The 13,804-nt window shown below is 61.5% G+C and carries 13 protein-coding genes; 10 read left to right on the top strand and 3 right to left on the bottom strand.

Going from position 1 to position 13,804, the window contains the following annotated elements:
* Positions 1–327 carry a DUF1820 family protein gene (locus ABEH28_RS23650; protein WP_065988358.1) on the bottom strand — a complete coding sequence of 109 codons (327 nt, stop codon included), beginning with the start codon at positions 325–327 and terminating at the stop codon, positions 1–3.
* Between the two features lie 131 nt (positions 328–458).
* On the opposite strand from ABEH28_RS23650, the gene miaB reads away from it, so the two are divergent.
* The 5 genes from miaB (at position 459) to lnt (ending at position 5,969) form a co-directional block, all read left to right on the top strand.
* Positions 459–1,787 carry a tRNA (N6-isopentenyl adenosine(37)-C2)-methylthiotransferase MiaB gene (gene miaB / locus ABEH28_RS23645; protein ID WP_346631221.1) on the top strand — a complete coding sequence of 443 codons (1,329 nt, stop codon included), beginning with the start codon at positions 459–461 and terminating at the stop codon, positions 1,785–1,787.
* Positions 1,788–2,049: 262 nt separating this feature from the next.
* Positions 2,050–3,066 carry a PhoH family protein gene (locus ABEH28_RS23640; RefSeq protein WP_346631220.1) on the top strand — a complete coding sequence of 339 codons (1,017 nt, stop codon included), beginning with the start codon at positions 2,050–2,052 and terminating at the stop codon, positions 3,064–3,066.
* On the top strand, positions 3,059–3,574 hold the full coding sequence (ybeY, locus tag ABEH28_RS23635; RefSeq protein ID WP_192173750.1) for an rRNA maturation RNase YbeY: 516 nt from the start codon (positions 3,059–3,061) through the stop codon (positions 3,572–3,574). The genes ABEH28_RS23640 and ybeY overlap by 8 nt, the downstream gene beginning before the upstream one ends.
* A gap of 5 nt (positions 3,575–3,579) precedes the next feature.
* A complete protein-coding gene (locus ABEH28_RS23630; protein ID WP_037018000.1) occupies positions 3,580–4,422 on the top strand; it encodes an HlyC/CorC family transporter in 843 nt (280 codons plus the stop codon).
* Positions 4,423–4,448: 26 nt separating this feature from the next.
* Positions 4,449–5,969 carry an apolipoprotein N-acyltransferase gene (gene lnt, locus ABEH28_RS23625; protein ID WP_346631219.1) on the top strand — a complete coding sequence of 507 codons (1,521 nt, stop codon included), beginning with the start codon at positions 4,449–4,451 and terminating at the stop codon, positions 5,967–5,969.
* A gap of 218 nt (positions 5,970–6,187) precedes the next feature.
* On the opposite strand, the gene ABEH28_RS23620 is transcribed toward lnt, so the two are convergent.
* Both ABEH28_RS23620 and ABEH28_RS23615 read right to left on the bottom strand, forming a co-directional pair.
* The gene (locus tag ABEH28_RS23620; protein ID WP_346631218.1) at positions 6,188–6,949 is read right to left on the bottom strand and encodes a YdcF family protein; all 762 of its coding nucleotides are present in this window, start codon (positions 6,947–6,949) and stop codon (positions 6,188–6,190) included.
* Positions 6,950–7,035: 86 nt separating this feature from the next.
* Positions 7,036–7,407: a hypothetical protein gene (locus ABEH28_RS23615; protein ID WP_346631217.1), complete on the bottom strand. Its 372-nt coding sequence runs from the start codon at positions 7,405–7,407 to the stop codon at positions 7,036–7,038.
* 300 nt (positions 7,408–7,707) lie between these two features.
* On the opposite strand from ABEH28_RS23615, the gene leuS reads away from it, so the two are divergent.
* From leuS to ABEH28_RS23590, 5 genes are all read left to right on the top strand, one after another.
* Complete coding sequence (leuS, locus tag ABEH28_RS23610) at positions 7,708–10,314, top strand: leucine--tRNA ligase (RefSeq protein ID WP_346631216.1); 2,607 nt, start codon at positions 7,708–7,710, stop codon at positions 10,312–10,314.
* A gap of 88 nt (positions 10,315–10,402) precedes the next feature.
* Entirely contained in the window at positions 10,403–11,008 is a 606-nt protein-coding gene (lptE, locus tag ABEH28_RS23605; protein WP_192173755.1) for an LPS assembly lipoprotein LptE, read from the top strand.
* 42 nt (positions 11,009–11,050) lie between these two features.
* On the top strand, positions 11,051–12,088 hold the full coding sequence (gene holA, locus ABEH28_RS23600; RefSeq protein WP_346631215.1) for a DNA polymerase III subunit delta: 1,038 nt from the start codon (positions 11,051–11,053) through the stop codon (positions 12,086–12,088).
* Positions 12,089–12,183: 95 nt separating this feature from the next.
* Positions 12,184–12,342, top strand: coding sequence for an alternative ribosome rescue factor ArfA (arfA, locus tag ABEH28_RS23595; protein WP_037017982.1), 159 nt, complete (start codon positions 12,184–12,186; stop codon positions 12,340–12,342).
* Positions 12,343–12,428: 86 nt separating this feature from the next.
* Complete coding sequence (locus tag ABEH28_RS23590) at positions 12,429–13,766, top strand: lytic murein transglycosylase (RefSeq protein ID WP_346631214.1); 1,338 nt, start codon at positions 12,429–12,431, stop codon at positions 13,764–13,766.
* The last annotated feature ends 38 nt before the right edge of the window (positions 13,767–13,804 follow it).

The following is a 13,804-nucleotide window of genomic DNA, read 5'->3' as shown; positions in this document are numbered from 1 at the left end:
TTACTTGTCCGGCATGGGCATCGGAAACGGCATGACATTGCCGGTGTGACGCGCCTCGGTGATCTTCGCTGTGCCCATACGCTCCACTTCATCGATCCGCACGATCGAGTGCATCGGCACGAAGCTGCGCACTACGCCATCGAACTGCGCCTTGAGCTTCTCTTCGCTGGGGTCGACCACGACGGTGGTGCGCTCGCCGAAGACGAATTCTTCCACTTCCAGAAAGCCCCACAGATCACTCTGATAGATCTGTTTGGCGTACATCTCGAACACCTGTCCCTGGTTGAGAAAAATCACCTTGTAGATTGGAGCTTCGCGTTTGGTCATAACAGGCAGGCAGTGATCAGAGTTTTGAAAAGGGCGCGAACTATAGCATGCCGCTGGTTAGACGACGCTAGGAAGCCGGGGCCCGCATCCCTATAATGCGCGGTTCTTTGAATCACCTGATGAACCCCCGCATGGCCAAGAAGCTTTACATCGAAACCCATGGTTGCCAGATGAACGAGTACGACAGCTCGCGCATGGTCGACCTGCTGGGCGAACATCAAGCACTGGAAGTCACCGCACGGGCGGAAGACGCTGACGTCATCCTGCTCAACACCTGCTCAATCCGCGAGCGGGCGCAGGATCGGGTGTACTCCCAGCTTGGCCGCTGGCGCGAATTGAAGCTGGCGAACCCGGAAATGGTCATCGCCGTCGGTGGCTGCGTGGCGAGTCAGGAAGGCGCGGCCATCCGCGATCGCGCGCCGTACGTCGACGTGGTGTTCGGCCCGCAGACCCTGCACCGTCTGCCGGAAATGATCGACGCGGCGCGCATCACCCGCCTGCCCCAGGTCGACGTCTCGTTCCCTGAAATCGAAAAATTCGATCACCTGCCCGAGCCCCGTGTCGATGGCCCGAGCGCTTATGTATCGGTGATGGAAGGCTGCAGCAAGTACTGCACGTTCTGCGTGGTGCCTTATACCCGTGGCGAAGAAGTCAGCCGGCCGTTCGACGACGTTATCAACGAGGTGCTTCATCTGGCTGAGAACGGCGTGCGTGAAGTGACCCTGCTGGGCCAGAACGTCAACGGCTATCGCGGCACCACCCACGACGGGCGCCTCGCTGACCTGGCCGAACTGATCCGCGTGGTCGCCGCCATCGACGGCATCGACCGCATTCGCTACACCACTTCGCACCCGCTGGAGTTCTCCGACAGCCTGATTCAGGCCCACGCCGAAGTTCCGGAACTGGTGAAGCATCTGCACCTGCCCGTGCAATCAGGTTCCGACCGGATTCTCGCGGCCATGAAACGCAATCACACGGTGCTCGAATACAAGTCACGCCTGCGCAAGCTGCGCGCGGCGGTGCCGGACATCTGCATCAGCTCCGACTTCATCGTCGGCTTTCCGGGCGAAACCGAGAAGGATCACCTGCAGACCATGAAGCTGGTGGAAGACGTCGGCATGGATTTCTCCTACTCCTTCGTCTACAGCGCACGTCCCGGCACACCCGCGGCCGATCTGGCCGACGACACGTCGGAAGAAGTGAAGAAAGAACGCCTGAAACAGCTGCAGGACCTGATCAACCGCCAGGGTCTGGACATCAGCCGCAAGATGGCCGGTACCGTGCAGCGCATTCTGGTCACCGATTATTCGAAGAAGGACCCTGGCGAACTGCAGGGCCGTACCGAGAACAACCGGATCGTCAATTTCCGCTGCGACAACCCCCGGCTGATCGGCCAGTTCGCCGATGTCTATATCGACAGCGCCCAACCCCACTCGCTGCGCGGGTCGTTGTTGCAATAAGCCAAAGCGCCCCAATCTAATCGCCACGCATGATGTTTATGCGCAGGACCGGGCGCTGAATCTGCTGTCGGACAGCCGCCATACGTCGGCTGCACCGGCGCACGATTCAGCTCGCAGGCCCGGCGGGCTGTCTGTTATCGGCTGCCCCGCCGGGCGTCTGCGCAGCTCATTTATCCATTCGTGAGTGAACCCTTCCTGACACTGCCTGCAGGGGTTATCCTTCACGTCACTTCACATTGCCGTCGGGCGGCCCAAAACCACTTTGAACGCACCTATCGAACCACATCGCTTCAGCCTCGAACCTATCGAGGCTCACCGCTTCGCCAATCTGTGCGGGCAATTCGACGAGCATTTGCGCTTGATCGAACAGCGCCTGGACATCGAGATCCGCAATCGCGGAGGCCAGTTCGAGATGATCGGCGAGCGCAAACAAACCACCTCGGCAGAAAACCTGCTGCGCCGGCTGTATCGGGAAACGAAAGCGACCGAACTGTCACCGGACATGGTTCATCTGTTCCTGCAGGAATCCGGCGTTGAAGAGCTGGATAACCACCCTGCTGCCGAAGTCGGCGTCGCTCTGCGTACCAAGAAAGGCATGATTCGCCCCCGTGGCTTGAATCAGCAGCGGTACGTGAAGGAAATCCTCGCCAACGACATCAACTTCGGCATCGGTCCGGCCGGTACCGGCAAGACTTATCTCGCCGTGGCCGCTGCGGTTGATGCCCTTGAGCGCGAGACCATCCGCCGCATCCTGCTGGTGCGTCCTGCCGTAGAAGCGGGCGAAAAGCTCGGCTTCCTGCCCGGCGACCTGTCCCAGAAAATCGACCCGTACCTGCGCCCGCTGTATGACGCGCTGTACGAAATGCTCGGCTTCGAATACGTCGCCAAGCTGATCGAGAAGCAGGTGATCGAAGTCGCGCCACTGGCGTACATGCGCGGTCGCACGCTTAATAACAGCTTCATCATTCTCGACGAGAGTCAGAACACCACCGTCGAGCAGATGAAAATGTTCCTGACCCGTATCGGCTTCGGCTCCACCGCCGTGATCACCGGTGACGTCACCCAGATCGACTTGCCCAAGGGCACGAAATCCGGGTTGAACCACGTCATCGACGTGCTCAAGGACGTGCCGGGCATCAGCTTCACCCACTTCAAGCCCAAGGACGTCGTGCGCCATCCGTTGGTGCAGCGCATCGTCGAAGCCTACGAGCGCTACGAGGAACGCAACGACAATCCGGCCGCTCCCCAGGGTTCACGGGACACTCGCAGCGATGCTTGAGCTGGATCTGCAACGTGCGAGTCAGGCCAGCGCCCCGAGCGAAGCCCAGTTCCGCCTCTGGTGTGAAATGGGCCTGCGCCAGCGTTCGGCTGACTCGGAACTGACCATTCGCCTCGTCGACGAAGCCGAAGGCCGAGAGCTGAACAACACCTGGCGGCACAAGGATTACGCCACCAACGTGTTGTCATTTCCCGCCGACGTCCCCGACGAGATGCTGGACATCCCGCTGCTGGGCGATCTGGTCATCTGCGTGCCTGTCGTCACCCGTGAAGCCGCTGAACAGGGCAAGTCATCGGACGCTCATTGGGCGCATCTGGTGATTCATGGCTGTCTGCATCTGTTGGGCTACGATCACATCGATGACGACGAAGCCGAAGAGATGGAAGCGCTGGAACGGGAGTTGCTTGCAGAGCTTGGCTATCCGGATCCATACGCCGACGACGAATCCGTCGACAGTCCGCATTCCGACACACCTCATTTAGAAACATCAGCCAAGGACCACGAGTAAGGGCTATGAGCGAAGACCGATCGAGCAACGGGCAAAAGTCATGGTTGGGCAAACTGACCCAGGCATTTGCCCATGAGCCGAAAAACCGCCAGGAGCTATTGGAGCTGCTGCGCGAAGCCCATCAGAACAAGCTGCTGGACAGTGAAGCGCTGGCCATTGTCGAAGGCGCCATTCAGGTCGCTGACCTGCAGGTCCGCGACATCATGGTGCCGCGCTCGCAGATGATCAGCATCAAGGCCAGCCAGACCCCACGCGAATTCCTGCCTGCCGTGATCGATTCGGCGCACTCGCGCTACCCGGTCATCGGAGAAAGCCACGATGACGTGCTGGGCGTCTTGCTCGCCAAGGACCTGCTGCCGCTGATTCTCAAGGAAGACGGTGGCAGCGGTGACGTGAAAAGCCTGCTGCGCCCGGCGACCTTCGTCCCTGAATCCAAGCGCCTGAACGTGCTGTTGCGGGAATTCCGCGCCAACCACAATCACATGGCCATCGTCATCGACGAATACGGCGGCGTGGCGGGTTTGGTGACCATCGAAGACGTGCTCGAGCAAATCGTCGGCGACATCGAAGACGAGCACGACGTCGAGGAAGACAGCTACATCAAGCCGCTGCCCAGTGGCGACTTCCTGGTCAAGGCGCTGACCCCGATCGAGAGCTTCAACGAGTTCTTCGACAGCGGGTTCTCAGATGACGAATTCGACACCGTCGGCGGTCTGGTGATGAATGCGTTCGGGCATCTGCCCAAGCGTAATGAAATCACCGAAATCGGCGCGTACCGTTTCCGCATCCTGAATGCCGACAGCCGTCGTATTCACTTGCTGCGCCTGAGCCCGATCAACCGCTCGTAACGCCCTACCCGTTTTAAGGAATGTAAATGCGCTGGATCACCCGCCCCGGCTGGCCCGGTAACCTGCTGGCCATGGTGGCCGGCGCGTTGATTACCCTGGCCCTGGCACCCTTCGATATCTGGCCACTGGCGATTGTCGCGCTGGTGGTTTTCTATCTGGGTCTGCGCGACCTCACACCCCGTCAGGCCCTCTGGCGCGGTTGGTCCTACGGATTTGGCCTGTTCGGCGGCGGCACCAGCTGGATTTACGTCAGCATCCACACCTATGGCGAGGCGCCGGTCTGGCTGGCGGCTTTCCTGATGGTGCTGTTCTGCGCGGCGGTGGCGTTTTTCTTCGCCCTGCCGGCATGGATCTGGGCCCGCTGGATCCGCCGCAACGAAGCCCCGCTGGCGGATTCACTGGCCTTCGCGGCCTTGTGGTTCGGCCAGGAAATGTTTCGCGGCTGGTTCCTCACCGGTTTCCCCTGGCTCTATTCCGGCTACAGCCAACTCGACGGTCCTCTCAAAGGGCTCGCGCCATTGGGCGGCATGTGGCTGATCTCCTTTGTGCTCGCGCTGACTGCAGCGCTGCTGTGCAATCTGCCCCGTTTGCGGACACGCGCGCCGAAATTGGCGGCAGGCATCGTGTTGCTGCTGGCGCCGTGGGCTGCCGGGCTGGCGCTGAAGGATCACGCCTGGACCGAGCCTTCGGGCAAGCCGCTCACCGTTGCGGCCATGCAGGGCAACGTCGAGCAGAGCATGAAGTGGGACCCGGCGGCGCTCAACGCGCAACTCGCGCTGTACCGCGACATGACCTTCACCTCGAAAAAAGCGGACCTGATCATCTGGCCGGAAACCGCCGTGCCGGTGCTTAAAGAGTCGGTTGAAGGTTATCTGTCGGTGATGGGCAAGTTTGCGGCCGAGCGGGATTCGGCGCTGATCACCGGGGTACCGCTGCGAGAAAAAGGCACCCATGGGGAATACCGTTACTACAACGCCATTACCGTAACGGGCGAAGGCGACGGCACCTACCTCAAGCAGAAGCTGGTGCCGTTCGGTGAGTACGTGCCGTTGCAGGACCTGCTGCGTGGGCTGATTACCTTCTTCAACCTGCCGATGTCTGACTTTGCGCGCGGCCCATCCGGGCAGTCGTTGTTGCAAGCCAAGGGTTACGAGATCGCGCCGTTCATTTGTTACGAAGTGGTGTACCCGGAGTTCGCCGCCGGGCTCTCGGCGCAAAGCGATCTGCTGCTGACGGTGAGCAACGACACCTGGTTCGGCACCTCGATCGGCCCGCTGCAGCATTTGCAAATGGCGCAAATGCGCGCACTGGAAGCCGGCCGCTGGATGATCCGCGCCACCAACAACGGCGTCAGCGCGCTGATCAACCCGTTCGGCGAAATCACCACCACCGTGCCGCAGTTCGAGCGCGCCGTGATGTACGGCGAAGTCACCCCGATGCAAAACCTCACGCCCTACCTGCACTGGCGCTCATGGCCGCTGATCGTGCTGTCGCTGCTGCTGATCGGCTGGGCGTTCTTTGCAGGCAGGATGGCGAAGGCGGTGTGAGCCGGTTGCTGGCTCTCTGCAATAGAGGTCACGGCGTCCTGACACAGCGCCGTCGTGCAGCGAACGCGACCCTGTGGGAGTGAGCTTGCTCACGAAGACGGCATTTCAGCCGCCGAAGATCTAGCGGCTGCCCCGGCCTCTTCGCGAGCAAGCTCGCTCCCACATGGACATTGCCTACCGCGCCACCGCGGGTCTTACTCGACGCCAAGGCAATTCTGTCACCGGTAAAACAAGCGATAGCCCACCAGTCCCGCCGCTTCATTGATCAATTGCCCGTTCTGCCACACCGCCCTCGCCTCCGGGGTCCAGCCACCGAACGGGCGGGCGTTGTCCACGCTCAGGAATCCGACCGGCGCCGGAACCACGTCAAATCCGGCCTTCTCGAAACTCCACACCGAACGCGGCATGTGCCAGGCCTGGGTGACCACGACCACGCGCTTGATGCCCTGGGGCAACAAGATCGCGGCGGTCATGTTGGCGTTTTCCCAGGTCGTGCGGCTTTCGCCTTCCTGCCAACGGGCATTCACCCCAAAGTCATCGCGCAGGGAGTCGGCCATGATCGCCGCCTCGCTCGGTGGCTCGCCGTAATGCAGCCCGCCCGTGGTGAGGATCGGCAAACCGGACGCCTTCGACAAACGCGCGGCGTACCTCATGCGCTCCAGCGCCACGCCCGTTGGGATATCAGTGCCCCAGCTCGGGTCATTGCGTTCACGGCCAGAACCCAGAATCACGATCGCATCTGCACGTTGGGCCAGCGTGGCCCACTCGCTACGCGGCAGCGGCGGAATGCTCTCGATGCCCTTCGCCGACCACTCCACCACAATGGGCAGACTCATTGCGGTCATGCCGCCAACGCCGATGACGAACAGTACCCGCGCCAACACCGGCCGGCGATTTTTCAACCACCAGGCGAGCACCAACAACAGCAGGAAAAGGCCCGGAGGCAGTAGCAGGTTTTTGATGAAATAACGAAAGGGCATCGGGCATCTCCAAAGATGCCCGAAGCCTAGAAGCAATGACGCTAAGCAGCAATGCTCGATTGGCCGGGGTCAGCCCCCCGCAGAAGTTAACGCTTGAAATGTTTGGTGGAACTGTAGCGACTCAACTTTGCCGACACCTTGGCTCGGCGCTGCTCCTTGAGCCAGATGACATTGGCTTGAGGATGCGGCGCTCGCATCGACTCGGAAGGCTCCCGTGAGGTGCTGGAACTTCCCCTCGTGATGATTGAAGAATCTTCTTTGATAACGATTTCGGTCCTGCCCAGATAAGCCTCGATCAACTGAAACTCGGCGTGGCTCAATCCACGCAACTCAAGCTCGGCGGGGGATTCGTTTCGAAGCCGCACCGCCGTTTTTGCTGTGTCCAGAGCCAGGCCCAGACGATCGATCAAACGGTCATACACATCAGGTTGCTCTACTTCATGCTGCAGCTCTGCCATCCGCTCACCTCACTGAAGATAAACACTTACCCCCGTCAGTGAGCTTAGCGCCACTGCAAAAACCGGCGCGGTGCCGCGACCAACGGCGGATGCCGCAGATGCCGAGTCTTGAGCACGCAATCAGGGTTTCCCTCGGCTTGGTAGCCTCATGTATGCTACGGCGCTTCCTGTAAATCCACTTCCGCCCAACCGGGCATGGATGCATCGCAATGCGGACGGCCTCGTCTGGCATGCGAAGGCTTCCTGATCCGGTCACGCCGAGAAGCGGTCAAGGGTCACTCATTTCAGCCAAAAGTAGCCATGCACGAACTCTACCAGCCCCGCGAAATCGAAGCCGCCGCCCAGACCTTCTGGGACGAGCAAAAGTCTTTTGAAGTCAGTGAACAGCCAGGCAAGGACACCTTCTACTGCCTGTCGATGTTCCCTTACCCCAGCGGCAAGCTACACATGGGTCACGTGCGCAACTACACCATTGGCGACGTGATCGCCCGCTATCAGCGCATGCAAGGCAAAAACGTGCTGCAGCCGATGGGCTGGGACGCGTTCGGCATGCCGGCGGAAAACGCCGCGATGAAGAACAACGTCGCCCCTGCCAAGTGGACCTACGAAAACATCGCCTACATGAAGAACCAGCTCAAGAGCCTGGGTCTGGCGATTGACTGGTCCCGCGAAATCACCACCTGCAAACCCGATTACTACCGCTGGGAACAATGGCTGTTCACTCGCCTGTTCGAAAAAGGCGTGATCTACCGCAAGAACGGCACCGTGAACTGGGACCCGGTCGACCAAACCGTTCTGGCCAACGAGCAAGTCATCGACGGGCGCGGCTGGCGTTCGGGCGCGGTGATCGAAAAACGCGAAATTCCGATGTACTACTTCAAGATCACCGCCTACGCGGATGAGCTGCTGGAGAGCCTCGACGAGTTGCCGGGCTGGCCTGAACAGGTCAAGACCATGCAACGCAACTGGATCGGCAAATCCCGTGGCATGGAAGTGCAGTTCCCGTACGACCAGGCGTCGATCGGCGAAGCCGGCACCCTGAAAGTCTTCACCACCCGCCCCGACACCCTGATGGGCGCGACCTACGTGGCCGTTGCCGCCGAGCACCCGCTGGCGACCCTGGCTGCGCAGAACAATCCCGAGCTGCAAGCGTTCATCAACGAATGCAAAAGCGGCAGCGTCGCCGAAGCCGACGTCGCCACCCAGGAAAAGAAAGGCCTGCCGACCTCGCTGTTCGTCGAACACCCGCTGACCGGCGAGAAGCTGCCGGTGTGGGTCGCCAACTACGTGCTGATGCATTACGGCGACGGCGCGGTCATGGCCGTTCCTGCACACGACGAACGCGATTTCGAGTTCGCGACCAAGTACAGCCTGCCGATCAAAGCCGTTGTGCGCACCAGCGCGGGCGATGAAACCCCTGCGCCCTGGCAGGACGCATACGGCGAGCACGGTCAACTGATCAACTCCGGCGAGTTCGACGGCCTGGATTTCGCGGGTGCTTTCGACGCGATGGAAGCCGCGCTGCTGAAGAAAGAACTCGGCAACTCACGCACCCAGTTCCGCCTGCGCGACTGGGGCATCAGTCGCCAGCGCTACTGGGGCTGCCCGATCCCGATCATTCACTGCGACACGTGCGGCGACGTGCCTGTCCCGGAAGATCAACTGCCGGTCAAGCTGCCTGAAAACGTGGTACCGGACGGCGCGGGCTCACCACTGGCGCGCATGCCCGAGTTCTACGAGTGCAGCTGCCCGACCTGCGGTGCGCCGGCCAAGCGCGAAACCGACACCATGGACACCTTCGTCGAGTCCTCGTGGTACTTCGCCCGCTACGCCTCGCCTCACTACGAGGGCGGCATGGTCGACCCGAAGGCCGCGAATCACTGGCTGCCGGTTGATCAATACATCGGCGGTATCGAACACGCGATCCTGCACCTGCTGTACGCGCGCTTCTTCCACAAACTGATGCGCGACGAAGGCCTGGTCAGCTCCAACGAGCCGTTCAAGAATCTGCTCACCCAAGGCATGGTCGTGGCCGAGACGTTCTATCGTCTGGAAGCCAACGGCAGCAAAACCTGGTTCAACCCGGCGGACGTCGAGTTCGAACGCGACAGCAAGGCCAAGATCATCGGCGCCAAACTGATTGCCGACGGCCAGCCGGTTGAAATCGGCGGCATCGAAAAGATGGCGAAATCGAAGAACAACGGCGTCGATCCTCAGTCGATGATCGACCAGTACGGCGCCGACACCTGCCGCCTGTTCATGATGTTCGCCTCGCCACCTGACATGAGCCTGGAATGGTCTGACTCCGGCGTGGAAGGCTCGCACCGCTTCCTCAAGCGCGTCTGGCGCCTGGCTCAGGCCCACGTGACGGCGGGCGCTGCAAGCGCACTCGACAAGAGCGCGCTGAACGACGATCAGAAGGCCGTTCGCCGCTCGATTCATCTGGCCATCAAGCAGGCCGGTCAGGACGTTGGGCAGCATCACAAATTCAACACCGCTATCGCTCAGGTGATGACGCTGATGAACGTGCTGGAAAAAGCGCCACAGGCTTCGGCTCAGGACCGCGCGCTGTTGCAGGAAGGTCTGGAGACGGTCGCGCTGTTGCTGGCGCCGATCACCCCGCACATCAGCCACGAGCTGTGGGCGGCACTGGGCCACTCCGACCCGATCATCGACGCCGGCTGGCCGGTGGTCGATGACTCGGCACTGGTGCAGGACACGTTGCAGCTGGTGATTCAGGTCAACGGCAAACTGCGTGGTCATATCGAGATGCCGGCCAGCGCCACCCGCGAGGAAGTCGAGGCGGCTGCACGGATCAACGAAAACGTGCTGCGCTTCATCGACGGCCTGACCATCCGCAAAGTGATCGTGGTGCCGGGCAAACTGGTTAACATCGTCGCCAGCTGACGCAATCATCGGGCGCCTGTCTGCAGGCGCCGCATCAATTTCAAGAACCCGGGATGCCGGGTTCTAACGGATTCAAGGGAGCAACAAGATGATCAAACGCAATCTGCTGGTAATGGGACTCGCGGTTCTGCTGAGCGCCTGCGGTTTCCAGCTGCGCGGCACCGGCACCAACGCCCTGTCGATCAAGGAACTGGACGTGAGCGCGCGCGATGCTTACGGCGACGTCGTCACCCAGCTGCGTCAGACCCTGACCAGCAGCGGCGTGCACGTCTACACCGGCGCCCAGTACAAGCTGTTCATTGCCCGTGAAGACGAAACCCAGCGCACCGCGAGCTACGCAGGTTCCGGCCGCTCCGCCGAATACGAGCTGACCACCGTGCTGAAGTACGAAATTCACGGCAGCAAAGACGTCCTGCTGCTTGATGACTCAGTGCAGTCGCAGAAAGTCTTCGTCCATGACGGCAACAACCTGATCGGTTCTGACCAGGAAGCCGCGCAGATCCGTAAGGAAATGCAAAGCGACCTCGTGCAAAAAGTGCTGGCCCGTCTGCAGCAGCTGACGCCTGAGCGCCTCGATGAACTGCAAGCCAAAGCCGACGCCGCTGCCCGCGCCCAGGCTGATGCCGAAGCTGCAGCTCAACGCATTCGCGACGAGACGCCACAGCAGTCGCCTATCGAAATCCCGTCCAAGTGACGGCATCGGGGCCGGTTCGCCGGCCCTGATCTTTTCTGACCCATGAAACTCGCCCCCGCCCAGCTTTCCAAACACCTGCAAGGCACCCTTGCGCCCGTCTACATCGTCAGCGGCGATGACCCGCTGCAGTGTCAGGAGGCCTGCGACGCCATTCGTGCGGCTGCCCGCCAGCAGGGCTATGACGAACGTCAGGTGTTCAGCGCCGATTCGAGCTTCGACTGGGGCACCCTGCTCCAGGCGGGCGCGAGCATGTCGCTTTTCGCCGAGCGCCGGCTGTTGGAGTTACGCCTGCCGTCCGGTAAACCCGGCGACAAAGGCGCCGCCGCGCTGCTGGAATACTGCGGCCGTCCCGCCGAAGACACGCTGCTGCTGATCAGCCTGCCCAAGCTCGACGGCTCGGCGCAGAAAACCAAATGGGGCAAGGCGCTGGTTGAAGGGCCGCAGACCCAGTTCGTGCAGATCTGGCCGGTGGACGCCAGCCAGTTGCCGCAATGGATTCGTCAGCGCCTGTCACAAGCCGGCCTGGCAGCAACGCCGGACGCCATCGAACTGATCGCTGCGCGGGTGGAAGGCAACTTGCTGGCCGCTGCGCAGGAAATCGAAAAGCTCAAGCTGATGGCCGAGGAAGGCCAGATCACGGTCGAAACCGTGCAGGCGGCGGTGGCTGACAGCGCGCGCTTCGATGTTTTCGGTCTGAATGACGCCATCCTTAATGGCGAAGCGGCCCACGCACTGCGAATGCTCGAAGGCCTGCGTGGCGAAGGCGTCGAACCTCCGGTCATTCTCTGGGCGCTGTCCCGCGAGCTGCGTGTGCTGGCCAATCTGGCGTTGCAGTTCAGTCAGGGCATTCCGCTGGACAAAGCCTTCAGTCAGGCGCGTCCGCCCATCTGGGACAAGCGCAAGCCGTTGATGAGCAAGGCCCTGCAACGCCACTCCGCGCGACGCTGGGGTCAGCTGTTGATGGACGCGCAACACATCGACGCGCAAATCAAAGGACAGGCCCAAGGCTCGGTCTGGAGCAGCCTGAGTCGACTGACGCTGCTGATGGCGGGACAACGGCTGGCATTGCCAGCGGAATAATCTGTAACCTTTCGATAGCTCAGGTTAATTGGACAGCGGCGCCGAAGTGGCCGAATATCCCCGCTGCTCCACCCCACCACTTGAGCGAGAACGCCATGAGCAAAGCCAAAAAGCGGCCGAACAAGGCCAAATCCATCATCGCCCAGCCACTGTTCCGCAGCCGTCAGGAACAACCCGGCAAAGGCAAAGGCAGCTACCGCCGCGAAGCCTTCCAGTCTAAAAGCTGGGAGGCTTCTTCCGTTATGGCGGCTTGAAAACTTCAGGTTACTGACTGACGCCCCACCAACAGGGCCGGCATGTTAAGGTCTGCACCTTCCGGTTTAGCCCTGTGGACCCCAGAATGCCCCCAAGCTTTCCCCGTCGCTGGCACCTTCGCCAGTTGATCGCCGCCTCCAGCCTCTTCGCGCTGGTTGCCTGTGCCGAGCAGCCTACCGCTGCCGTTGCCACCCCCCTCCAGTCCGCGCCCGCGGCCCAAGTCGTCAAGAACCTGCCCACGCCTTCTGGCGCTGTTGCGCAACCCGACGACGGCAACTTTGAAATCCAGCCCGCAATGACCTTCAGCGAGTGGCAGAGCCAGTTCCGTGCTCTGGCGCTGAACGCGGGTGTGCGGCCCGATGTGTTCGATAGCGCGTTTGCCGGCGTCACCCCGGACATGAGCGTGGTCAAGGCCGATCGCAGCCAGCCGGAGTTCAGCCGCCCGGTGTGGGAATACCTCGATGGCGCCATGTCGGCTGTACGCGTGCGCAAGGGTCAGGCCCTGCTCAACCAATACGCCGATGCGCTGAGCGCCATCGAGCAGCGTTATGGCGTCGATCGCCAGGCACTGATCGCCGTGTGGGGCATGGAGAGCAGCTTCGGTCAGTTCCAGGGCACGCAATCGGTGATTCGCTCACTGGCGACGCTGGCCTATGAAGGCCGCCGACCTCAGTTTGCCCAGGACCAGCTGATCGCCGCGCTGCAGATCATCCAGCACGGCGATATCGATGCGCCGAGCATGCTGGGCTCGTGGGCCGGCGCCATGGGCCAGACGCAGTTCATACCGACGACCTACAACACCCACGCGGTGGATTTCGACGGCGACGGTCGCCGTGACATCTGGAACTCCCCCACCGACGCCCTCGCCTCCACCGCACATTACCTGCAAAGCTCGGGCTGGCAGAAAGGCCAGCCGTGGGGCTTTGAGGTGCAACTGGCTCAGGGTTTCGACTACGCGCTGGCCGACGCTTCAACCCGTAAATCCATCAGCGAATGGCAACAGCTGGGGCTGAAGCTGCCAAACGGTTCAGCGTTGCCGGCCAATTTGCTGCAACAGCAGGCGGCCTTGCTGTTGCCCGCCGGCTACAAAGGCCCAGCCTTTCTGGTGATGGACAACTTCCGCGCCATCCTCAAGTACAACAACTCGTCGTCCTATGCACTGGCCATCGGGTTGCTGTCCGAGCGGTTCAGTGGCGGCGGTTATGTGCAGGGCAGCTGGCCGCGGGGTGATCGTCCGCTGAGCCGCTCCGAGCGTATCGAGTTGCAGACGCTGCTCTCGGCCCGACAGTACGACGCAGGCGCCCCGGACGGGATCATCGGCGCCAACACGCGTAAGGCGATTCGCAGTGCGCAGCAATCCTTTGGCTGGCCGGCGGACGGGTACCCGACGCAAGAGCTGCTGCAGCAGTTGCGCCAGCCGTAGATTCCGGCACAGCTAAACGCAACGCAAAAAAACGGGCC

Origin of the sequence: Pseudomonas sp. Ps21-P2, assembly GCF_039672565.1 — a bacterium.
In the GTDB taxonomy this organism is placed as follows: domain Bacteria; phylum Pseudomonadota; class Gammaproteobacteria; order Pseudomonadales; family Pseudomonadaceae; genus Aquipseudomonas.
This window is presented reverse-complemented; position numbering and strand designations above follow the sequence as displayed.

Bases quoted from the DNA above. Each gene is read 5' to 3' on its own strand.
- ABEH28_RS23590 (WP_346631214.1), top strand. From the start codon at position 12,429: ATGCCCCCAAGCTTTCCCCGTCGCTGGCACCTTCGCCAGTTGATCGCC.
- ABEH28_RS23615 (WP_346631217.1), bottom strand. From the start codon at position 7,407: ATGGCAGAGCTGCAGCATGAAGTAGAGCAACCTGATGTGTATGACCGT.
- ABEH28_RS23630 (WP_037018000.1), top strand. From the start codon at position 3,580: ATGAGCGAAGACCGATCGAGCAACGGGCAAAAGTCATGGTTGGGCAAA.
- ABEH28_RS23650 (WP_065988358.1), bottom strand. From the start codon at position 327: ATGACCAAACGCGAAGCTCCAATCTACAAGGTGATTTTTCTCAACCAG.
- arfA (WP_037017982.1), top strand. From the start codon at position 12,184: ATGAGCAAAGCCAAAAAGCGGCCGAACAAGGCCAAATCCATCATCGCC.
- leuS (WP_346631216.1), top strand. From the start codon at position 7,708: ATGCACGAACTCTACCAGCCCCGCGAAATCGAAGCCGCCGCCCAGACC.
- lnt (WP_346631219.1), top strand. From the start codon at position 4,449: ATGCGCTGGATCACCCGCCCCGGCTGGCCCGGTAACCTGCTGGCCATG.
- ABEH28_RS23620 (WP_346631218.1), bottom strand. From the start codon at position 6,949: ATGCCCTTTCGTTATTTCATCAAAAACCTGCTACTGCCTCCGGGCCTT.
- lptE (WP_192173755.1), top strand. From the start codon at position 10,403: ATGATCAAACGCAATCTGCTGGTAATGGGACTCGCGGTTCTGCTGAGC.
- miaB (WP_346631221.1), top strand. From the start codon at position 459: ATGGCCAAGAAGCTTTACATCGAAACCCATGGTTGCCAGATGAACGAG.
- ybeY (WP_192173750.1), top strand. From the start codon at position 3,059: ATGCTTGAGCTGGATCTGCAACGTGCGAGTCAGGCCAGCGCCCCGAGC.
- holA (WP_346631215.1), top strand. From the start codon at position 11,051: ATGAAACTCGCCCCCGCCCAGCTTTCCAAACACCTGCAAGGCACCCTT.